General features: G+C 61.6%; 19 protein-coding genes. 8 read left to right on the top strand and 11 right to left on the bottom strand.

Annotation, left to right across the window (positions count from 1 at the left end):
* Nucleotides 1–51 precede the first annotated feature (51 nt).
* The 4 genes from secA to VOI35_RS09015 all read left to right on the top strand — a co-directional run bounded on the left by secA (nucleotide 52) and on the right by VOI35_RS09015 (nucleotide 6,166).
* Nucleotides 52–2,814, top strand: coding sequence for a preprotein translocase subunit SecA (gene secA / locus VOI35_RS09030; protein ID WP_407275723.1), 2,763 nt, complete (start codon nucleotides 52–54; stop codon nucleotides 2,812–2,814).
* Nucleotides 2,815–2,892: 78 nt separating this feature from the next.
* The gene (locus tag VOI35_RS09025; RefSeq protein WP_407275722.1) at nucleotides 2,893–4,212 is read left to right on the top strand and encodes a DUF945 family protein; all 1,320 of its coding nucleotides are present in this window, start codon (nucleotides 2,893–2,895) and stop codon (nucleotides 4,210–4,212) included.
* Between the two features lie 78 nt (nucleotides 4,213–4,290).
* Nucleotides 4,291–5,517, top strand: a complete 1,227-nt coding sequence (argJ, locus tag VOI35_RS09020; RefSeq protein WP_407275721.1) for a bifunctional glutamate N-acetyltransferase/amino-acid acetyltransferase ArgJ — start codon at nucleotides 4,291–4,293, stop codon at nucleotides 5,515–5,517.
* A gap of 34 nt (nucleotides 5,518–5,551) precedes the next feature.
* Nucleotides 5,552–6,166 carry a thiamine phosphate synthase gene (locus VOI35_RS09015; RefSeq protein WP_407275720.1) on the top strand — a complete coding sequence of 205 codons (615 nt, stop codon included), beginning with the start codon at nucleotides 5,552–5,554 and terminating at the stop codon, nucleotides 6,164–6,166.
* Here VOI35_RS09015 and VOI35_RS09010 read toward each other — a convergent pair.
* The 4 genes from VOI35_RS09010 to clpB form a co-directional block, all read right to left on the bottom strand.
* Nucleotides 6,141–7,796 (bottom strand): NAD+ synthase, encoded by a 1,656-nt coding sequence (locus VOI35_RS09010; protein ID WP_407275719.1) that lies wholly within the window; start codon nucleotides 7,794–7,796, stop codon nucleotides 6,141–6,143. The genes VOI35_RS09015 and VOI35_RS09010 overlap by 26 nt on opposite strands.
* Nucleotides 7,793–8,677 (bottom strand): succinate--CoA ligase subunit alpha, encoded by an 885-nt coding sequence (sucD, locus tag VOI35_RS09005; RefSeq protein WP_407275718.1) that lies wholly within the window; start codon nucleotides 8,675–8,677, stop codon nucleotides 7,793–7,795. The genes VOI35_RS09010 and sucD overlap by 4 nt, the downstream gene beginning before the upstream one ends.
* The gene (gene sucC / locus VOI35_RS09000) at nucleotides 8,674–9,858 is read right to left on the bottom strand and encodes an ADP-forming succinate--CoA ligase subunit beta (protein ID WP_407275717.1); all 1,185 of its coding nucleotides are present in this window, start codon (nucleotides 9,856–9,858) and stop codon (nucleotides 8,674–8,676) included. Before sucC ends, sucD begins: the two co-directional genes overlap by 4 nt.
* 195 nt (nucleotides 9,859–10,053) lie before the next feature.
* On the bottom strand, nucleotides 10,054–12,630 hold the full coding sequence (gene clpB / locus VOI35_RS08995) for an ATP-dependent chaperone ClpB (RefSeq protein ID WP_407275716.1): 2,577 nt from the start codon (nucleotides 12,628–12,630) through the stop codon (nucleotides 10,054–10,056).
* A gap of 200 nt (nucleotides 12,631–12,830) precedes the next feature.
* Between clpB and VOI35_RS08990 the strand changes: the two genes are divergently transcribed.
* Nucleotides 12,831–13,223 (top strand): DUF6858 family protein, encoded by a 393-nt coding sequence (locus VOI35_RS08990; RefSeq protein ID WP_407275715.1) that lies wholly within the window; start codon nucleotides 12,831–12,833, stop codon nucleotides 13,221–13,223.
* A gap of 71 nt (nucleotides 13,224–13,294) precedes the next feature.
* Here VOI35_RS08990 and VOI35_RS08985 read toward each other — a convergent pair whose 3' ends face one another.
* On the bottom strand, nucleotides 13,295–14,128 hold the full coding sequence (locus VOI35_RS08985) for a UDP-2,3-diacylglucosamine diphosphatase (protein WP_407275714.1): 834 nt from the start codon (nucleotides 14,126–14,128) through the stop codon (nucleotides 13,295–13,297).
* A gap of 209 nt (nucleotides 14,129–14,337) precedes the next feature.
* Here VOI35_RS08985 and VOI35_RS08980 point away from each other — a divergent pair, with 209 nt between their 5' ends.
* Nucleotides 14,338–14,871 (top strand): DsrE family protein, encoded by a 534-nt coding sequence (locus VOI35_RS08980; protein ID WP_407275713.1) that lies wholly within the window; start codon nucleotides 14,338–14,340, stop codon nucleotides 14,869–14,871.
* A gap of 20 nt (nucleotides 14,872–14,891) precedes the next feature.
* On the opposite strand, the gene def is transcribed toward VOI35_RS08980, so the two are convergent.
* The 4 genes from def to rluD form a co-directional block, all read right to left on the bottom strand.
* The gene (gene def / locus VOI35_RS08975) at nucleotides 14,892–15,383 is read right to left on the bottom strand and encodes a peptide deformylase (RefSeq protein WP_407275712.1); all 492 of its coding nucleotides are present in this window, start codon (nucleotides 15,381–15,383) and stop codon (nucleotides 14,892–14,894) included.
* Nucleotides 15,384–15,385: 2 nt separating this feature from the next.
* Complete coding sequence (locus tag VOI35_RS08970; RefSeq protein ID WP_407275711.1) at nucleotides 15,386–15,907, bottom strand: glycine cleavage system protein R; 522 nt, start codon at nucleotides 15,905–15,907, stop codon at nucleotides 15,386–15,388.
* Between the two features lie 95 nt (nucleotides 15,908–16,002).
* The gene (gene pgeF, locus VOI35_RS08965; RefSeq protein ID WP_407275710.1) at nucleotides 16,003–16,764 is read right to left on the bottom strand and encodes a peptidoglycan editing factor PgeF; all 762 of its coding nucleotides are present in this window, start codon (nucleotides 16,762–16,764) and stop codon (nucleotides 16,003–16,005) included.
* Nucleotides 16,751–17,764, bottom strand: coding sequence for a 23S rRNA pseudouridine(1911/1915/1917) synthase RluD (rluD, locus tag VOI35_RS08960; protein ID WP_407275709.1), 1,014 nt, complete (start codon nucleotides 17,762–17,764; stop codon nucleotides 16,751–16,753). The genes pgeF and rluD overlap by 14 nt, the downstream gene beginning before the upstream one ends.
* 156 nt (nucleotides 17,765–17,920) lie before the next feature.
* Between rluD and VOI35_RS08955 the strand changes: the two genes are divergently transcribed.
* The gene (locus VOI35_RS08955; protein WP_407275708.1) at nucleotides 17,921–18,739 is read left to right on the top strand and encodes an outer membrane protein assembly factor BamD; all 819 of its coding nucleotides are present in this window, start codon (nucleotides 17,921–17,923) and stop codon (nucleotides 18,737–18,739) included.
* A gap of 19 nt (nucleotides 18,740–18,758) precedes the next feature.
* Nucleotides 18,759–20,030: an MFS transporter gene (locus VOI35_RS08950; RefSeq protein WP_407275707.1), complete on the top strand. Its 1,272-nt coding sequence runs from the start codon at nucleotides 18,759–18,761 to the stop codon at nucleotides 20,028–20,030.
* Between the two features lie 33 nt (nucleotides 20,031–20,063).
* Here the strand turns inward: VOI35_RS08950 and bioD are convergent, their stop codons facing one another.
* Both bioD and VOI35_RS08940 read right to left on the bottom strand, forming a co-directional pair.
* The gene (gene bioD / locus VOI35_RS08945; RefSeq protein WP_407275706.1) at nucleotides 20,064–20,777 is read right to left on the bottom strand and encodes a dethiobiotin synthase; all 714 of its coding nucleotides are present in this window, start codon (nucleotides 20,775–20,777) and stop codon (nucleotides 20,064–20,066) included.
* The gene (locus VOI35_RS08940) at nucleotides 20,777–21,682 is read right to left on the bottom strand and encodes a phosphoribosylaminoimidazolesuccinocarboxamide synthase (protein WP_407276825.1); all 906 of its coding nucleotides are present in this window, start codon (nucleotides 21,680–21,682) and stop codon (nucleotides 20,777–20,779) included. Before VOI35_RS08940 ends, bioD begins: the two co-directional genes overlap by 1 nt.
* Nucleotides 21,683–21,712 lie beyond the last annotated feature (30 nt).

The raw sequence follows: 21,712 nt of genomic DNA, 5'->3' as shown, positions 1-21,712 counted from the left end.
TTTGCGTCAGCCCCGGCTGCGGGGCGCGCCCGAGTCATTGATGGTGTGTTCATGATTGCCAGCCTGCTCCGCAAAGTTTTTGGTACCCGCAACGATCGATTGATCAAGGAGATGCGTCGCCGGGTGCTGCAGATCAACGCGCTCGAACCGGCGATGCAGGCGCTGGATGATGCCGCGTTGCGTGCGAAAACCGAAGAGTTCCATCAGCGCTGGCAGCAAGGGGAGACGCTAGACCAACTGTTGCCCGAGGCGTTTGCGGTTTGCCGTGAGATGAGCCAACGCCTGTTGGGCATGCGGCACTTCGATGTGCAGCTGATTGGCGGTATGGCCTTGCATCAAGGCAAGATCGCCGAGATGCGTACCGGGGAAGGCAAAACGCTGGTAGCCACACTCGCGGTGTATTTGAATGCCTTGACCCGCCAAGGGGTGCATGTTGTCACCGTCAACGATTACCTGGCGCGGCGCGACGCCGAATGGATGGGGCGGTTGTATACCGCGCTGGGGCTCACCGTGGGCATTGTCGTGCCGAATATGGATCAGCGCAGCAAGTACGATGCGTATCGCTGTGATGTCACCTACGCGACCAACAACGAACTGGGTTTTGATTATCTGCGCGACAACATGGCTTTTAGTGCCGATCAAGTCATGCAGCGCGAGCTGGTCTATGCCATCGTCGATGAGGTGGACTCGATCCTGATCGACGAAGCACGCACCCCTCTGATCATTTCCGGGCCGGCGGCGGATTCTTCCGAGGCGTATCAGAAAATCAATGGCTTGATTCCCGAGTTGAAAAAGCAGGCGCGGGATGAACCCAAAGATGATGAGCCGCCGCTGACGGACGAAGAGCGTGGCGATTTCACCGTCGATGAGAAGAACAAGCAGGTGTATCTGACCGAGCAGGGGTTCGAGCGCGCCGAGAACCTGCTGGTGCAGATCGGGCTGCTGGCCGAGGGCGAATCCCTGTACGACGCTCATAACATCATGCTGTTGAGTCATCTCAATTCTGCCCTGCGGGCGCATGCGATTTACCGGCGCAATGTGGAATACATCGTCCGTGATAACGAGATCATCATCGTAGATGAGTTCACCGGACGCACCCTGCCGGGACGGCGCTGGTCCGAGGGGTTGCATCAGGCGGTGGAAGCCAAAGAAGGCGTGCCGATCCAGCCGGAAAACCAGACGCTGGCCTCCATTACCTTCCAGAATTATTTCCGGCTGTATAAAAAGTTGTCCGGTATGACCGGCACGGCGGATACCGAAGCGCGTGAACTGGCGGAAATTTATAACCTGGAAGTGGTGCAGATCCCCACCAATAGACCGATTCAGCGGCAAGATCTGGGGGATTTCGTGTTCCTGACCCAGCAGGAAAAATACGAGGCCATTGTTAAGGATGTCATCGCGGCGCGCGGTCGCAACCAACCGGTCTTGGTGGGGACGGCCTCGATTGAATCGTCCGAGATCGTGTCGCGGCTGTTGACCCAGGCCAAGGTGCCGCACAATGTCCTGAATGCCAAGCATCATGAGCGCGAGGCGGAAATCATTGCGGAGGCCGGGCGGCCGGGCGCGGTTACCATCGCGACCAATATGGCGGGTCGGGGCACGGACATCATGCTCGGCGGTAATCTGGAGCAGGAACTGCTGGCGCTCGGGAGCGAAGCGGGCGAAGATGCCAAAGCCCGTGTGCGGGCTGAGTGGCAGCAGCGGCACGATGCCGCGCTGGCGGCCGGTGGTTTGCATGTGATTGGCACCGAGCGGCACGAATCCCGCCGGGTGGACAATCAATTGCGTGGGCGTTCAGGTCGGCAGGGGGATCCCGGTTCGACCCGGTTCTTCTTGTCGCTGGAAGATAACCTGATGCGGGTGTTCGCCTCCGATCGGGTGGCGGGTCTGATGAAAAAACTCGGGATGCAGGCGGGTGAAGCGATCGAGCATCCCTGGGTGACCCGGGCGATCGAAAATGCGCAGCGCAAGGTCGAAGGGCACAACTTTGATCAGCGCAAGCACCTGCTCGATTATGACAATGTCGCCAACGAGCAACGCAAGGTGATCTACGACCAGCGACGGGCGGTGATGGCGACCACCGATACGCAGGCGATCATTCAGCCCATGCGTCGCGATGTGCTGGCGGCGGTATTTGCCCGGTTCGTCCCGCCGGAAGCGCTGGAAGAACAATGGGATATCGCTGGTCTGACGCAGACGCTGGCGGAAGATTATGGGCAAAATCTGCCGATTGCGGACTGGCTGGCCGAAGACAAGAACCTGCATGCCGAAACGCTGTTGGAGAAAATCATCCAAAGTTTTGAGGAAGATTATCGAATCAAAGAAACGCTGGCGGGTGCCGACGCATTGCGCCAGTTTGAAAAAGGCATTTTGCTGCAGGTGCTCGATGGCCGTTGGAAAGAGCATTTGGCGGCCATGGATTATTTGCGGCAAAGCATTGGGTTGCGCGGTTATGCCCAAAAAAATCCGACTCAGGAATACAAGCGTGAAGCCTTCGAAATGTTCAGTCGGTTGCTGGACGATATTCATGCCGATGTCATTCAGATCATCAGCCGGTTGAGCATCGCACCGAATCCCGAAGCGGGTGCCCCGGTCATGGATACCCTGCTCGATGAAGTTGTCGAGGCGCAATATCTGGACGAGAGCCAGTTGCAGTTACGCCATGATGCGCCGACTGGGGTGGGGGTTGAGCCCGAGCCAGCCGCGCCGGCGGGCAATGTGCCGGTGCGTCAGGAACCCAAAATTGGCCGCAACGACCCGTGCTGGTGTGGTTCGGGCAAAAAATACAAACAGTGTCATGGAAAGCTGATGTAATCCCGCAGTGTGCTGATCGATACTGCGAGGTCACGGTGATGACCACGCTCCATGAATCAAACAACGAGGGACTGAGTAATGAATAAACTGGGTTTAGTGGCTGCCGTCGTGGTCGTCGGCGCGGTTGCGGCGGCGCCCTTGGTTTCGGGCATGATGATCGAGAAGCGCTTTCGGGACTACCAAATTCCCGCCAGCGCGCCCGCGGGTTTGACCTGGCATTTGGACTCGTACCAGCGTGGCTACCTGCACGCGACCGCGCTATCGACACTCAGCTACAGCTCTCCGCTGCTGGAAGATCAGCCGCCCGTGCGCATCCAGATTCGGCAAGAAATCGATCAAGTGCCGAGTTTGACCGGACGATTGGCTTCGGTGCAGACGACTTGGGTGCCCGCACCGGAGATTAAGGCGCAGTTGGCTAAGGTGCTGGGCGACAAAGAACCGATCGTGCTGGATACGACGATGTCCTGGGCCGGGGTAACCCATACGACTGGCACGATTGCCGGCTTTTCCCTGCCCGATGCCCAGTTCAGCGGGGGCACGCTGACGCTGGATACCGCCCGTAGCGGCGCGTTCGATTTCTCGATGGTCATGGATTCGTTGGCGGCGACTGATCCCGAGTCGGCTTCGGGCGAGGTGCCGATCGTGCTCAAGGGGCTGAAGCTCGGCGGTACCGGGGTTATGTCACCCGAAGGGATTGCCTGGGATAGCCAGTTTCACGCCGGGATTGATTCGCTCGCTTCCCAGGCGGGGCATGTCGGTGGACTGCTGCTCACCGGCAAGTCGGCCAAGGTGGGTGAGGTTTTCAATGCCTCGGTGGGGATCGACATCAAAACGCTGGATGTGGCCGATTTGCCGCCTGCGGCGAAAGGGATGCGGGATCTGAAGCTGCACTATCAGCTCGATGGTCTGGATGCCAAGGCGCTGGAAGCCATTACCCAGCAGTTGCGTGAAGCGCAGAAATCCGGTGGCGACCCCGAGCAGATCAAACAAGTTGCGACCATGGCGCTGATGACTCATTTGCCGGATCTACTCAATCATGGGGTGTCGTTCCAGTTGAATCCGATCGGGTTTGACACGGACGCAGGCCCGGTGGCGTTCAATTTGCAGATCAACCTGCCCTCAGGGCAGGGGCAGGCGTTGCTGAGTAATCCCATGGGCTTGCTCAATACGCTGACAGTCAAAGGGGATTACCGGGCGCCGCAGGCTTTGATGAATGCGATGCTCGATGAATCCGATCCGTCGGCCGAAAATCAGTTGAGCCTGCTGATTCAGGAGGGGTATCTCAATGCCAACCAGGGGGTGTTGAGTACGCAGTTCGCCTTTGAACAAGGCAAGCTCACCATCAATGGTAAACCCGCCGACGATTTGCTGGGTGCCGTCGGTGGGCTGGCGCGTTAAGCGATGCTGACCGGTTGAGAATTGCGGCCGTTGGCTTGCCAGCGGCTTTTTCTTGTGAGATTGAAAGAGGGGTTCATCATGCCTGTGGGGTTAGTAGCACCGGCTGCGGGTTCATTGCGTCCCATTCCGGGGATTGCGCTGGGGGTGGCGCAGGCGGGGGTGCGTAAGGCCAATCGGGATGATCTGTTGCTGATCTCCTTGCCGGCCAGCGCGACCGTTGCGGGGGTGTTTACGCAAAACCGGTATTGCGCGGCGCCGGTGCAATTGTGTCGGCACTACTTGGCGAAAGAGCAACCGCGGGCGCTGATCATCAATACCGGCAATGCCAACGCGGGCACCGGTTCTGATGGGCTTGAACGCGCCGAGGCGGTCTGCCGTGCGGTGGCGAGCGCAGTCGGCTGCGCGCCGGAGGCCGTGCTGCCGTTTTCTACCGGAGTGATCATGGAACCTCTGCCCGTCGAGCGCATCGTGGCGGGGATTCCGGCGGCACAGGCCAATCTCGCGGAAGATAACTGGTTGCGGGCGGCTGGGGCGATCATGACCACGGATATCGTGGCGAAAGGCAAGACCGTGGTCTGCGAGATCAATGGCCAGCCGGTGACGGTCACGGGCATTGCCAAGGGCTCTGGCATGATCCATCCGAATATGGCGACCATGCTGGGCTTTGTGGCGATGGATGCTCAGGTGCCATCTGCGTTGTTGCAGACGATGCTGCAGACCGTGACCGAGGCCAGTTTCAATCGGGTGACGGTCGATGGGGACACCTCCACCAATGACTCATTCATTCTGATGGCCAATGGCCGCGCCGACGCGGTGGCGGTCACGAGCGCGGAGGAGCCTGCGTATGCCGCGTTGTCCGCGGCGGTGCTGGAAGTTTCGGTATTCCTCGCGCAGGCGTTGGCGCGGGATGGCGAAGGGGCGACCAAGTTCGTCACCATCGAGGTCGAAGGTGGGCGAGATCGCGCCGAGTGCGTCAAAGTGGGCAAAGCAATTGCGCATAGCCCGTTGGTCAAGACCGCGCTGTTCGCCTCGGATCCCAACCTCGGGCGCATTCTGGCGGCGATTGGCTATGCGGGGATTCCGGATCTGGCCGTTGAAACCATCGGTTTGTGGATCGGGCCGGTCGAGGTCGTGCGGGGCGGTGGGCGGCTGCCGAGCTATGTCGAGGCCGATGCGGCTGCGGTGATGAAGCAGGCGGACATTACCCTGCGCGTGACGCTCGGTCGCGGCACGGCGCGGGATCAGGTTTGGACCTGCGACTTCTCCTACGACTATGTGAAAATCAACGCCGAATACCGCTCTTGAGGTGCCCTAGCGTGGGCATGATTCCGACGCGGCCATGATGCCGCTGCCGCAGTATCTGGCGATCAGCCGCCCGGCGATCGAGGGCTCGGATGCAGACTGGCTGGCCGCCGGTCAGGCGCAGATTGCGCGGCTTTCCCAGCAGTTTTCTGTGCCGGTCGCGCTGCAACTGCGGCCCTTGCGTCCAGTGCCTTCGTCAATTTGGCAGGCGCTGCTGGCGGAGGCCGCCGCCGCCGGAATCCTGCCCTGGCTGAACGCGGATTGGGCGCTGGTGGATCGACTCGGTGCCCGCGCAATCCACCTCAATCATACGCGCTTGATGGCGGGTACGCGCGCCCAGGTGGCGGCGTTCCAGGCCGCCGGTGGCCGGGTCAGTGCGGCCTGTCACGATGCGGTTTCCTTGCGGCGCGCCGAGGCGCTGGGGGTGGATGCTGTATTGCTCTCGCCGGTGTTGCCGACCTCCAGCCATCCCGGCGCGCCGGTGTTGGGTTGGGCGGGGTTCGCGCAGCTCGCGCGATCTGCCCGCCCGCCGGTATATGCCCTGGGCGGGGTGACGCCCGCCGATTTGCCGACCGCGCGGGCGCACGGCGGCTACGGGGTGGCCGGAATCGGTGCCTTCGGTGGCGCTATTGCGGCTGAAAACCCGAGCTGATCGGATAGCGCCGATCTCGGCCAAAGGCGCGCTGGCTGATGCGAATGCCGGGCGGAGCCTGACGGCGCTTGTATTCATTGAGCAGAATCAGCCGCACGATGCGTCGTACTGTGGGCTCATCCAAGCCGGCGGCCACCATGTCTTCGATCGATTGATCGTGTTCGACGAAAGCAGTGATGATCTGATCGAGCACCGCGTAATCCGGCAGGGAATCCGCATCGCGTTGATTTTCGCGCAACTCGGCGGATGGCTCCCGGCTGAGCACGCGTTCGGGAATCGGCGGGTGTTCGGTTTTGCGGTGTGCATTGCGCCAGCGCGCCAGCGCGTACACCAAGGTTTTCGGCACATCCTTGATGGGCGCGAAGCCCCCGGCCATGTCGCCGTAGAGCGTGGCATAGCCGACGGCCATTTCCGATTTGTTGCCGGTGGTCAATAACATGCGGCCGAATTTGTTGGACAGGGCCATCAGGAGCACGCCGCGAATCCGTGCCTGAAGATTTTCTTCGGTCACATCGGCGGCCAGCCCTTGAAACAACGGGTGCAGCGTCGTGGTGAAGCCGGTGAATAAGGGTTCAATCGGGAGGGTTTCGCAGCGTACCCCTAGCCGTTCGCATTGGGTGAGCGCATCGTCCAGGCTCATGGCGGAGGTGTAGCGTGAGGGCATCCGCACGGCGAGCACCTGATCGGCACCGAGCGCATCGACCGCCAGGGTGAGCACCAGCGCCGAATCTATCCCGCCCGACAGGCCGAGAACCACCCCTTGGAAGCCGTTTTTGCGGACATAATCACGGATGCCCATCGTGAGGGCGGCGTAAACTTCCGCCTCGCCCTCGGGCCAGTCCGCCGCGCCGCCATGCGCCAGAATCTGTCCCTCGGCGGTCACATCGAGCCAGCCCAGCCCTTCGGCAAAGGCGGGTAAGGGGCAGAGTCGCTCGCCGGCCTGATTCATCGCGAAGGAGCGCCCATCGAAGACCAGTTCATCTTGTCCGCCCACCAGATTGACATAGACCACGGGGCAGCCGGTGTCGCGCACGCGATCTGCGACGACCCGCAAACGATCCTCGGTTTTATGCCGATGATAGGGCGAAGCGTTCAGCGTGATCAGCACTCGAGCCCCCGCCTCGGCAGCCGCGCGGGCGGGTGCCGTTTCCCAAATGTCTTCGCAAATGGTGATGCCGAGCGGCACGCCCTGCACGGTGACCACGCAGGCATCGGTGCCGGGGGTGAAATAGCGTTTTTCGTCAAATACCCCGTAGTTCGGCAAGGCATGTTTGGCATAGCGCGCCAGAATGCGTCCTTGACCGAGCACGAGCGCGGTATTGGTGAGCGAACCGCCCGGTAGTCGTTCGGGCAGGCCGAAAATGACGGTCATGTCGGGCGCGGCGTCTGCGATGCGCTGAATCTGCGCCTCGCATTGCGCCAGGAAATCCGCCCGCAGCAATAAATCTTCGGGCGGATAACCCGTGAGGGTCAACTCCGGGAAGACGATGACCTGCGCCTGCAATTCTTGGCGTGCGCGGTGGATGGCGCCCAGCATGCGATCGGCATTGCCCACGCAATGGCCGACTTGGGTGCTGATTTGCGCCAGCGTAATGCGCAGGGCACCGGAGGACGGTTCAGTCAGCATCATGCGGGCGACTGCAACAGTTCCGCCATGCGCTGACCCATCCGGGTGGGATCGCGCACGATGGCCACGCCCGCCGCTTCGAGCGCCCGGAATTTATCCTCGGCACTGCCCCGTCCTCCGGCGATGACGGCACCTGCGTGCCCCATGCGTTTGCCTTTCGGGGCGGTGGCGCCCGCGATATAGGCGACGACCGGCTTGTTGAACTGGTGGCGAATGAAGTCCGCGGCTTCCTCTTCGGCCTGCCCGCCGATTTCTCCGACCATGATGACCGCCTCGGTTTGCGGGTCATCGGCGAACAGGGCGAGGCAGTCGATGAAATCCATACCGTGGATGGGGTCACCGCCAATGCCGACGCAGGTGCTCTGGCCGAGTCCGGCCGCCGTGGTCTGCGCGACGGCTTCGTAGGTGAGGGTGCCGGAACGGGAGACGATCCCGATCTTGCCGGGGCGGTGAATCGCACCGGGCATGATGCCGATCTTGCATTCGCCGGGGGTAATCAGGCCGGGGCAGTTCGGCCCGATCAGGCGCACATCGGGATAGTCGGCTTCCAGCACGGCTTTGACATTCAGCATGTCCAGCACCGGGATGCCCTCGGTAATGCAGGCGATGACTTCGATGCCGGCATCGGCCGCTTCGAGAATGGCGTCAGCCGCGAAGGGGGCGGGGACATAGATCATGCTGGCGGTGGCGCCGGTACTTTCGACGGCATCATGCACTGTGTCGAACACTGGGCGATCGAGGTGCCGTTGCCCGCCTTTGCCGGGGGTGACGCCGCCGACGAAATTCGTGCCATAAGCGATGGCCTGTTCCGAGTGGAAGCTGCCTTGTTTGCCGGTGAAGCCCTGGCAAATCACCCGGGTTTGACGGTTGACGAGAATGCTCATACGCGGCCTCCGTTCGCTTGGCGGGAAAGTGCGACGACCTGCGCGGCGGCGGCGGCGAGATCATGTTCGGCAACGAGATTCAGCCCGGATTCGGCCAGCAGGCGGCGGCCTTCCTCGGCATTCGTGCCTTCCAGCCGCACGACGGTGGGAATGGCCAGACCGACTTCCCGGGCGGCGGTGATGATGCCCTGGGCAATCAAGTCGCAGCGCACAATGCCGCCAAAAATGTTCACCAGAATGGCGGTCACGCGCGGATTTGCCAGAATCAGCTTGAAGGCTGCGGCAACTTTTTCGGTCGAAGTGCCGCCGCCCACATCCAGGAAATTCGCCGGACTGCCGCCCGCCGATTGAATCAAATCCATGGTGGCCATTGCGAGCCCCGCGCCATTGACCATACAGGCGATATCGCCCGTCAGTGAGATGTAATTCAGACCACTGGCCTGGGCGGCGACTTCGGTGGGGTCTTCCTGTGTCACATCCTTGGCGGCAAACAGCGCTTTCTGGCGGTAGGCCGCATTGCCGTCGATGGCGATTTTGGCATCCACGGCCAAGAGATCCCCCTGGGCGGTGATGGCCAGCGGATTGATCTCGATCAGGTCGGCATCGTGGCGCACGAAGGCGTCATACAGCCCGCGCAATAACGCCGGAAACTGCTTCAGCGCGGCATCGGTGAGCCCGAGCGCAAAGCCGACTTGCCGCGCCTGATACGCCATCAAGCCCACGGTGGGGTTCATCGTGATGCGCAGAATCGACTCTGGATGTTCGGCGGCGACCTGTTCGATATCCATCCCGCCGTGGCGCGAGGCAATCAGCACGATGCGTTGCGCCTGCCGATCGACCGTCAGCGCCAGATACAGTTCGCGGGCAATTGCGCTGGCCGGTTCGATCAGTAATTGATGAACGGGCAGACCGGATGGGCCGGTTTGATGGGTAACCAGGGTCTTACCCAGTAAATCGGCCGCCACGGCGCGAACTTCATCCGCCGAGCTTGCGATGCGCACCCCGCCGGCCTTGCCGCGTGCGCCACTGTGAATTTGCGCCTTGATGACCCAGCGGCCATCCGGGCTTGCGGGCAGTTGATCGTCGGCAGCCTGGGCGGGATGGTTGATGACCAGACCCGGAGCTACCGGGATGTTGAAGCCGGCCAATAGGGTTTTGGCCTGATATTCGTGTAGATTCATGGCGCAGCGCGTCGAGAATGGAAAGGGGCTATTGTCGCCCAGCCATGCGGGGTTGTATAGCGACGACCCGCCCTCGGAGCGGCGGGACGCGCTCAGGAATCGCGGATTGGATCAACGGCGCCCGTTTGGGGCAGGGTGCCCCAATGCGACCGGGCTTGCTGAATAAACCCAAGGATGGGTGTATTCCGCGCGGCCTTAGCGGGTCAAGTGCAGATCCCCGGCTTGCACATCGACAGCAATGGTGTCGCCGGGCAGATACTCGCCCCGAAGGATTGCCTGCGCCAAGCGGTTCTCCAGCCGTTGCTGGATGGCGCGGCGCAGCGGGCGGGCACCATACACGGGGTCGAATCCCGCTTCGCCCAGCAGGTCGAGTGCTGCGGTGCTCAGGGTGAGCGTCAGGTCGCGGTCGGCCAGGCGTTTGCGCAGGTAGTCGATCTGGATATCGACGATCCGGCGAATCTGTTCGCGCCCGAGCGGATGGAACACCACCACCTCATCGATGCGGTTAATGAATTCCGGCCGGAAGTGCCCACCGACGACTTCCAGCACCGCCGCTTTCATCGCCTCGTAGTCGTCCTTGCCAGCCATGTCCTGAATCCGGTGCGAACCTAAGTTCGAGGTCATCACGATCACGGTGTTGCGGAAATCGACCGTGCGCCCCTGGCCATCGGTCAGGCGGCCGTCATCCAGCACTTGCAGCAGCACATTGAACACATCGGGATGCGCTTTTTCGACCTCATCGAGCAGAATCACGCTGTACGGTTTGCGGCGGACGGCCTCGGTCAGATAGCCGCCTTCCTCATAACCGACATAGCCCGGCGGCGCGCCGATCAGGCGGGCGACCGAGTGCTTCTCCATGAACTCGGACATATCGATGCGCACCATCGCCTCCTCGGTATCGAACAGGAAGGCGGCGAGTGCCTTGGTCAACTCGGTTTTCCCGACCCCGGTGGGGCCGAGGAACAGGAAGGAGCCGTTTGGCCGGTTCGGGTCGGACAAACCCGCCCGTGAGCGGCGGATCGCATCGGCCACGGCGCGCACCGCCTCGACTTGCCCAACCACCCGCGCGCCCAACGCCTCTTCCATGCGCAGCAATTTATCCTTCTCGCCTTCGAGCATTTTAGCGACCGGGATGCCGGTGGCGCGTGACACGACTTCGGCGATTTCTTCGTCGGTGACTTTGTTGCGCAGGAGTTGCGGCGCGGTCTCCGCCTGTTCAGCCGATTGGGCCTGCGCCAGTTGGCGTTCCAGTTCGGGAATGCGGCCATATTGCAGCTCGGACATGCGGGCGAGATCCCCGGCGCGGCGGGCGGTTTCAAAATCGATGCGCGCTTGATCGAGCTGCTCTTTGACTTTGGCGCTGCCTTCCACGGCGAGTTTTTCCGCCTTCCAGATTTCTTCGAGATCGGCGTATTCGCGGCTCAGGCGCTCGATCTGCTCTTCCAGATCGGCGAGGCGTTTCTTGCTGGCTTCGTCGGATTCTTTCTTCAGCGCGACCTGTTCGATCTTGAGCTGAATCAGCCGCCGTTCGAGCCGATCCATTTCCTCCGGCTTGGAGTCGATTTCCATACGCAGGCGGGAGGCGGCCTCGTCGATCAGATCGATGGCTTTGTCCGGTAACTGCCGGTCGGTGATATACCGGTGCGACAGGGTGGCTGCCGCGACGATCGCCGGGTCGGTGATTTCCACGCCGTGATGCACTTCATAGCGCTCTTTCAGGCCGCGCAGGATGGCGATGGTGTCCTCGACGCTCGGTTCATCGACCAGCACTTTCTGGAAGCGGCGTTCCAGCGCCGCATCTTTTTCGATGTACTGGCGGTATTCATCGAGTGTGGTTGCGCCGATGCAATGCAGTTCGCCACGGGCGAGCGCCGGTTTGAGCATATTGCCCGCATCCATCGCGCCATCGGCCTTGCCTGCGCCGACCATCGTGTGGATTTCGTCGATGAATAGGATCACCCGGCCTTCCTGCTTGGCGACATCGTTCAGCACGCCTTTGAGGCGCTCTTCGAAGTCCCCACGGAATTTCGCGCCTGCGAGCAGTGCGCCCATGTCCAGCGAAAGCACACGCTTGTCCTTGAGATTTTCCGGCACCTCGCCGTTGACGATGCGCTGCGCCAGCCCTTCCACAATCGCCGTTTTGCCGACACCCGGCTCGCCGATGAGCACGGGGTTATTTTTGGTGCGCCGTTGCAGCACCTGGATGGCGCGGCGAATTTCCTCATCGCGGCCGATTACCGGATCGAGCTTGCCGGATTCGGCTCGGGCGGTGAGATCCACCGTGTATTTCTCCAGCGCCTGACGGGATTCCTCGGCATTGGCATCGTTGACGGGCTGCCCACCGCGCAGGGTGTTGATGGCCTTTTCCAGAACGCCCTTGCTGGCACCGGCTTTGCGCAGGAGTTCGCCCAGTGTGCTTTTGTCCTCGGCGGCGGCCAGCACGAACAATTCGCTGGAAATGAACTGATCTTTGCGCTGCTGCGCGAGTTTGTCGGTGACATTCAGCAGGCGGGAGAGATCGTTGGAAATATGCACCTCGCCCGCCGCGGCGCCGGAAACCTGCGGCAGACGGTCGAGCTGCTCGCCGAGCTGCGAGCGCAACAGACCCAGGTTGACATCGCATTGGCTGAGCAGATGCCGCACGGTGCCACCTTCCTGATCGAGTAAGGCGAGCAGGACATGCACCGGCTCGATGAACTGATGATCCCGGCCAACCGCCAGCGATTGGGCGTCGGCCAGCGCCAGTTGAAATTTGGCCGTTAATTTATCCATTCGCATAGTGAACCTCGTGCGAAAAATTCAGGTAAGTGCTCTGAATATGTGCGTGTCCTGCCTAAATTCAAGGGAACCCGGCGCGGATTTCCGTAAATTTTCTGTGGTATTGGTGGTGGTCGGATCGAGTCCGGGGGCTGTTCATCGTGAGGTACATCAATTATCATGATTTATGATCAATAAATTATGAGGATGGCTCGATGCAACAAACCCATTTCAATGAAAAATACCCGGTCTATGAACTGGTGCTGAGCAAACAGGAAACGACCGCCCAGAACGCGGCCGAGGTCATCGCGCGGTTGAAGGCGCAGATTTTGGCCAACCCGAATGCCGCATTCATCGGCCTTTTTGACCATTACGCGCATACCCGCGCCTTGCCGGAGGGTGAGATCGCGCCCGAAATTCTGGCGGCGCAGCACATCATTTTCTGCTTCGGCATCAAACTGCCGAACCCGCGCGTGATGGCTGTGCGCCCCCGCTCGATTGGCGTTACCGAATTCGCCGATCAGTTTGTCATCAACTTCCTTGAACCGCCGATGCCGATCGCCACGCAGGCGATGGAAGCCTGGGTGATGGCGCTGCGCGACCGCTGATCGGTCGAGTGCGTCATGCCGAGTCGAACCCCCGCGGCCAATCCGGGGGATTTTTTTGCGTGGTGGGGCGGTTAGATCGAGGAGACGCGCGGCGACACGGGCACGGCGTCCGCCGTCGGCGCGGGCAGGCGCGCATCGAGCCGATCGGCGCTTTCCTTCGCCCAATGAACCAGCTCCAAACGGCCATCGAGGTGCTCGGTAATGGCGGTGCAGTGCTCGACCCAGTCCCCGGCATTGGCGTAGCACACGCCATCGACCTCGCGCAGGTTTGCGTGATGAATGTGGCCGCAAATGATGACCTCGACCGACTGCTCCCGCGCGTGCCGCAGGGCGGCTTCTTCAAATTTTTCGATATAAACCCGGGCGTTCGGCACTTGGTTTTTAATGGCCAGTGAGAGGGACCAGTAGTCTTTGCCCAACTTGCGGCGTAGGTGGTGGCTGAGGCGGTTCATCCACATCAGTGCTTCGTAGCCCGCGTTGCCGATCCATTTGAGCAGACGGTTGTGCCGCACCACGCCATCGAATTCGTCGCCATGCAGAATCAAGGCAAGCCGGCCATCGGCCAGCGTGTGGCGATAGTTGCGATGCACCTCGACGCCCGCCATGTCGGCCGCGAGATAATCGCGGAAGAATTCATCGTGATTGCCGGGCACATAAATGACCCGGGTGCCTGAGGCGGCTAATTCGATGAATCGCTGCAGCAAGCGGGTGTTGATCATCGGCCAGTGCCAGCGATGGGTGCGCATTTTCCAGATGTCGAAGACATCGCCATCCAGAAACAGATAGTCGCACTCGATATGCGTCAGAAAATCCAGCAGATATTCGACGCGGGCATCCCGTGTGCCGAGGTGGATGTCGGAGATAAAGACACTGCGGTAGCGCAACCGGGTTGTGGCATTGGGCATGGGTCACTCCTCAGGAGGATGGGCAGGACTTGCCGCTTTATGCCGTGCGGAGGTGACGCCGTTGTGTCGCTTCGGTGTCAGTTTCTTTGCAGAATCGGTCAGAATGGGGCTGTATTCGTGTATTAGCGGATACTTTCCGTGTTTTTTGCGTGGTTTTGCGCAGAAAACCCATCTTAGACTAAGGAAATAAATGCCGACGGGAGTGTGTCATGCGTACCCTGATTTTGCTGTTGATGATGACGGGCGTGCTGGTGAGTGGTGCTTCTGCGGCTGCCTCGGCGGTCGAAAGCACGCCGGGTGCCCGGGTGGAAAATCCGGCCTATCCTTCGCCGAAGGTGGTGTTCGATTTTTATTTCGCCCGACCCGACGAGATCAATGCGGGCTTGTTCTGGATTCGTTCCTTGATTCAGCCATTGATGGACGCGCCCTACAACGAGGCGCCGGAGATGATGAAGATCGTGGTCGTGATTCATGGCACCGAGATCGTCACGCTGGCCAAAAAGAACGAGGCCAAATACCAGGAGGCGGTGGAACGCATGCGCTATTACCACGATCTGGGCGTGCAATTTCATGTCTGCGGTTTGGCGCTGCATGATTACGACTACACCCCGGCCGAGATGCAGCCCTTTGTCACCATTGTGCCGTCGGCGATGGCCGATCTCGTGGGCTTACAGCAGCAGGGCTATGCGTTGATCGAGCCGAAGATTCTGGGCAAACAACTGTCGATTCACGATATTCGTTGAAGCACGGCGGCTTTCGGGGCTCAGCGCCGCTTAAGATCCGCATGACGGCTGACCAAGCGGTCGAGAAACAAAATCCCGTCGAGGTGATCGACCTCGTGCTGGGCGATGCGTGCTTCAAATCCTTTGAGCGTAAATTGACAGGGTTTGCCGTTGCGATCCCGTGCCTGGAGCTCGATGGTTTCCGCGCGAATCACCTTGCCGGTGTAATCGGGGACGGAAAGACAGCCCTCGCGCCCGACGGCAAACCCATCCCAATGGGTGATTTCCGGGTTGATGAGCACCAGCGGGCCGTGGTTTTCCACCGGTCGCTTGGCTTTGGTGGCATCGACGAAACAGATGCGCTGCAGCCGCCCGACCTGGGGCGCCGCGATGCCGACGGCACCCGGCCCACCGGCGCAGGTTTCGAGCAGATGGTCGATGAACGATTGCAGCTCTGTGCCGAAATCGTCCACCGGATCACACACGGTTTTCAGCCGCTGATCGGGGTAGGTGAGAATCGGTAAGGCCGCCACGATTACCCCCGCACGGTGTCCAGAGCCTGCACCCGCACGGTCAGCCCCTGACCCAGCCCGGCGACGGCGCGTTCCACGGCCTCGATGCCTTGCCGCGCCTCGCCTTCGATTTGCATGATGTAGATTGGGGCGTCGGCGGTGCCGCCGACATCCGAACGCAGATCCAGCACATTGAAGCCCGATTCCAGCAAAGCGCCAGTCACATCGGCCACGATCCCCGCGCGATCGGCGCCGTGTACCGTGACCAGGACATCTGGCTCGCGGGACTGGTGCAACGCGGCATCTGTTTCATCGATATGCAGTTTCAGGCTGAACGCCGCGCGCACGGATTCGAGGAGTCCGGTCACATCGCCGACGCTGCCGGCGCCGCGCACCATCATCATGATGGCGAACTGGTTGCCGAGCCGCATCATCGCGGCCTCGCCCAGTTCGGCACCGACGGCGTATAGCACGCGGGTGACATTCGCGACAATACCCGGCCGGTCGGCGCCGACGAGGGTCAGGATGAGCCAGGAATCAGACATGACGGGAGTTCCTTGTGTCGAATAGGGGTGAACAGGGAGAGACCGGATTATGGTCAACTTTTCGAGATGCGCAATCCGCAAAGGTTCCTGTCGGGTCAGCGGCTGCGCCAGACGAGCGTCGCCATCCGGCCGCACCGGCCGCCCGAACCTCGATAGGAATAGAACTGTTCCCTCAGGCTCGCCGTACAGAGGCCGCCGCCAAAGATTGCCGAAATCCCCGCGCGCGCCAGTCGCCGACGGGCGAGCCAGAACAGATCAGCCCACCATTTGCCGGGTGTGCCCGTGGGCTCAAAGGCGTCGGTGCTGTCGGCATCGACCGCAAGAAAGGCGGTGCGGACTTCGTCGCCGACTTCAAACGCGCGGGCGCCAATGGCCGGGCCCAGCCAGACCTGAATGGCGCCCGGCGGCGCGGAAAACCGCGCGAGCGTCGATTCGAGCACGCCCGCGGCGAGCCCGCGCCACCCGGCATGCGCCACCGCGATTTCCTGCCCATCGGTGCGGGCAAAAACCACGGGCAGGCAATCGGCGGTCAGCACGGCCAGCACCTCGCCGGGTTGATTCGTGTAGGCCGCATCGGCGACTGGGCATTCGCCGGGCGCTGGAGCGTCCTCGGCGACGAGGGTGCCATGCACCTGATCGAGCCAGCGGGGCTCGGCGGGCAACTTCAGCGCGGCGCGCAGCCGTTGCCGGTTCTGTGTGACCGCCGCGGGGTCGTCCCCGACATGGGTGGCGAGATTCAGCGTGTCGAAAGGCGTGTGGCTCACGCCGCCGTGTCGCGTCGTGGTGCCTGCCTGCACGCCGGGCGGCAGCGGCCAGTCTGCCGCCAGCCAGCCGATGGATGGCTCATTCGCGCACATAAATGACCTCGGCCGCATCATCGTCTTCGTCGAGGGCGGCCGAGCCGCCCGACATTTGATCGCGATACTCCTGAAGCAGCGCGAGCAGCTCTTTGAAATCCTCCGGCAACGGTGCTTCGAAGCGCATTTTCTCTCCGCTGAGGGGGTGTTCCAGCGTGAGATAGCGGGCGTGCAGTGCTTGCCGGCCGAAGCCGCGCAGGATGTCGATCAGTGCCGCGCGCGCGCGGGGGGGCAGAATCGGCCGTCCGCCATACACCGGGTCGCCCACCACCGGGTGGCGGATATGCGCCATATGCACGCGGATTTGATGCGTGCGCCCGGTTTCGAGCTGAACCCGCAGCCAGCTATGGCCGCCGTAGATTTCCAGCGGGCGGTAATGGGTGACGGCTGGCTTGCCGAATGCCGTGACCGCTTGTCGCTGCCGATCGCGCGGATGGCGGCCAATTGGGGCGTCTACCGTGCCCGGTTTGTCGAGCACGCCGGTGACGACCGTATCGTATTCGCGGCGAATCTGTCGGGCGGCGAGTCGTTCCACCAGGATCTTGTGGGCGGCCAGCGTTTTGGCCACCACCATCACGCCGGAGGTTTGTTTGTCCAGCCGATGCACCACGCCCGCTCGGGGCACCTGCACCAGGCCGGGGTCATGGAACAGCAGGGCATTGACCAGCGTGCCATCGGGGTTGCCCACGGCGGGATGCACGACCATGTCTGCGGTCTTGTTCAGCACCAGAATCGCCTCATCCTCAAACAGGATGTTGAGCGGAATGTCTTGAGGTTCGGCGGCGACTTCTTCCTCCAGTTCGGCCAGCAGCTCGACCTGCTCTCCGCCAAAGACGGTCGCACGCGGCCGGGCGGGTGCCCCATCGACCAGCACCTCCCCGTCCTTGATCCAGCCCTGGATTCGGCTGCGAGAAAAATCCGGCCAGCATTGGGCGAGTGCCTGATCCAGCCGCATGCCGGCCAGCTCCGATCCCAAGGTCAATGAATACGCCACTTGCACGGCAGGCTCCTTCGCGCCAAAGACGAAATTGTCAGAATAAAAAATGAGGAATTCCCGAGGCGAGGCGCTTGGTTAATTGGCCTGAATCTGCGATTATGGCGCGATTCATTTTTTATGCCGAATACCCGTATACCCTCGCTTCAAGGATTTGCCAGTATGTCGTTTTCTCCCCTTGAACACCAAGCGTTCTCCCCGAAAAAACTGTTGGTCGGCGTGCTCATCGTCGGTGCGTTGGCGCTGACCAGCGGCTGTTCCTGGTTTTCCAAGGACGATAAAGACAAAGCCGAACTCGCCGATCCCACGATTTCAGCCGCACAGTTGTACGATGAAGCGTCCAGCGCCATGCGTCGGGATGACTATGGCACGGCGATCAAGAAATATGAAACCCTCGAAGGCCGTTATCCCTTCGGCGCGTACACCGAGCAAGCCCAGCTGGAAGTGGCCTACGCCTATTACAAATACGACGAGCCGGATTCCGCCATCGCCGCAGCGGATCGTTACATTCAGCTGCACCCGCAAGGCAAGAATGTGGACTATGCCTTGTATCTCAAGGGGTTGGCCAATATGGGGCGCGGTGATTCCTTTCTCAATCACATTGTGAAGCCCAACCTCGCCTACCGGGATCAAAGCATCCTGCGCAATGCCTACAAAGCATTCAGCGAATTGGTCACGCGCTTTCCGAACAGCAAGTATGTGGAAGATGCCAGCGTTCGGCTGGTCAAGATCCGTAACTATCTGGCCGAGCACGAAATTTATGTGGCGGAATACTATATGAAGCGGGGGGCGTGGTTGGCGGCGGCGAACCGTGCGCAAAACGCTCTGAGCGAATTCAATGGCTCCACTTCGACGATCCCCGCGCTGGAAATTCTGATTGCCGCATACCACAAGCTCGGTCTGACCAAAGAGGCGGCGGATGCGCAGCAGGTGCTGGATGCGACGCGCGCGGCGAACAAGATTCCTGCGCCGAAAGCCTGACCGCTCGGGGTGATCTGGCGTGCATGCCCCGCTCAATAAGCCCCGGACGGTGCTCTTTGCCAGTTTGATTGGCACCACCATCGAATTTTTCGATTTCTATATTTTCGCGACCGCAGCAGCACTGGTCTTCCCCCGGCTGTTTTTCCCGGCGACGGATCCCAATAGCGCCATCCTGCAGTCGCTGGCAACCTTCGCGCTCGCGTTCTTTGCGCGCCCGATCGGTGCCGCCGTGTTCGGTCATTTTGGCGACCGCGTCGGCCGAAAAACCACCCTGGTCACGGCGCTCCTCACTATGGGGCTTTCGACGGTGGCGATCGGTTTGCTTCCCACCTATGAACAGATCGGCCTCTGGGCGCCCGCGCTGTTGGCCTTGTTCCGCTTCGGTCAGGGGCTTGGCCTGGGCGGCGAATGGGGCGGCGCGGTGTTGTTGGCGACGGAAAATGCCCCGCCGGGCAAGCGCGCCTGGTATGGCATGTTTCCCCAGTTGGGCGCGCCGCTTGGCTTTGTGCTGTCCAGTGGCACTTTTCTGATTCTGGGTGGGCTGCTCGATGAGGCACAGTTTTTTGCCTGGGGCTGGCGCATCCCCTTCCTTGCCAGTGCGGTGCTGGTCGTCGTCGGGCTGTATGTTCGGCTGCAGTTGACGGAAACCCCGAGTTTCTCCGCAGCAATGGCGCGGCAGGAGCGGGTGCGTCATCCTTTTCTGGCCGTGTTCCGGCATCATGGCCGCGCCCTGTCGATCGGGATCCTGGTGGCGCTGGCCACCTATGTCACTTTCTATCTGATGACGGTGTTCGCGCTGACCTATGGCACAAACCAGCTGCGCTACTCGCGGGAATCGTTTTTGCTGGTGCAGTTGTTTGCGGTGCTGTTCTTCGCCGCGATGATCCCCGTGTCCAGCGTGCTGGCGGATCGGCTGGGGCGGCGGGTGGTGTTGATGGGGATTACCGTACTCATTTTTCTGTTCGGCTTTGCCTTTGCGCCCCTGTTCATCGCCAATGACCTGTCTGCCGTGACCGCGTTTTTGGTGTTGGGACTGGCACTGATGGGCTTGACCTATGGCCCGCTGGGCACCCTCTTGTCCGAATTGTTTCCCACGGCGGTGCGCTATACCGGCGCTTCTCTGGCGTTCAATCTCGCGGGGATTTTTGGCGCTTCGCTGGCACCGTATATCGCGACCTGGCTGGCAACCCATGTGGGGCTGCAGGCGGTGGGGTATTACCTATCGGCGGCCGCTGGGTTGACGCTTGTGGGTCTCTGGCTGGTGCGGGAAACCCGCGATACCGCGTTCTGAGCGTCTCTCACAGTCGATCAAGGCGGCGGGTATTCAGCCATTGCGGGAGGTTGGCGAGTCGAGCGCCCGCCAAAGCACGGCGCCGGCCTGCGCGGCTTGCCAGGGGATGTGGACGATGGCCGGCGCGGCATCTGGCGATAGCTGCGGCAGCCAGTGCCGCAGAGCGCTGAGGTTGTCCGGTGCGTTGGCCGTTGGCGGCGCGGATTGATTGAGGACGACGGCGGCCAGCGGCAGGCGGCGCGCGGCCAGAATCATCAAGGCGCTGAATAAAGCGCTCAGGCTGCCCAGGCGGTCGGGCGCGATCAGGATCACGGGCAAACCCGTGGCGGCGGCCAGGTCGAGGTTCAATGCCTGTTCGGCAACCGGTGAGCACAGCCCGCCGGCGGTTTCGACCAGCCAGACATCCGCCCTGCTCGACGACTGTGGCGGCAGGTGCGGCAAAAGATCGTTGACCAAATCGAGGCGGCAGCCTTCCTGCCGCGCGGCTTCGGGCGCTGCCAGGGGGGCGGCAAAACGCAGCGGGCAGACGGTTTTCAGGGGTTCGATCTCTCCGGCGGCCTGCCATAGGGCGGCACCGTCGGCGGGGTGGCGTTCGCCGTTGCGTTCGATGCAGCCGGTCTCCACCGGTTTTCTCACGGCAACGCGGGTGCCGCGCTGGGTCAGTTCGGCGGCGAGGGCAGCGCCGAGGGTGGTTTTGCCGACGCCCGTGTCCGTGGCGAGCAATACCCAGCCGCGCGGCGACACCATTAGGCGGCGGGCAGCGCGTGCCCGGTCAGCCGCCGATAAGCTTCGAGGTAGCGGTCGCGGGTTTGGCGGACGATCTCGGGCGGGATCACGGGGCCGGGCGCCTGTTTATTCCAATCCAGCGTTTCGAGCCAATCGCGCACGAATTGCTTGTCGAACGACGGCGGGCTGATGCCGGGGCGGTACGCATCGACCGGCCAGAAGCGGGACGAATCGGGGGTCAGCACTTCGTCGATGACATGCAGGGTGCCCGCCTCGTCGATGCCGAATTCGAACTTGGTATCTGCAATGATGATGCCGCGTGCGAGGGCGTAGGCCGCCGCCTCTTGATACATGGCCAGCGAGATCCGCCGGACAGCCTCCGCCAGCGGCGCGCCGAGCGTGGCGCTCATGGTGGCGAAATCGATGTTTTCATCGTGTTCGCCCACCGCGGCTTTGGTCGCTGGTGTGAAAATCGGTTCGGGCAGGCGCTCGCCGAGTTGCAAGCCTGGCGGCAGGGGAATGCCGCACACCGATCCACAAGCCTGGTAATCCTTGTAGCCGGAGCCGATCAGATAGCCCCGAACCACGGCCTCGATGGGTAACGCTTTGAGCCGTTTGACGCGGATACTGCGCCCCAGCAAGGGCGCGCGCAGGCTGGGGTCGGGGATCAGCGCATCCAGCGATTGATCGGGCATCAGGTGATTCGGCACGAGGTGCGCGAGCCGGTCGAACCAGAAATTGGCAATCGCCGTCAGCACACGCCCTTTATCGGGAATCGGCGTGGGTAGAATGACATCGAACGCGGAAAGACGGTCGGTGGTGACGATCAACAGCTCCTGTTCGCTGATGCCGTACATATCGCGCACCTTGCCGCGGTGGAGCAACGGCAGCTGGGGAAGGTGGGATTCCATAAACGGGGCGGCGATTTGAGTCATGGTCTATATAATTAGCTTGTT

The sequence above is a fragment of the Halothiobacillus sp. DCM-1 genome (assembly GCF_045689735.1).
Taxonomy (GTDB): domain Bacteria; phylum Pseudomonadota; class Gammaproteobacteria; order Halothiobacillales; family Halothiobacillaceae; genus Halothiobacillus.
The sequence above is the reverse complement of the archived record's forward strand: the minus strand, read 5'-3'. Positions and strand labels throughout refer to the sequence as shown.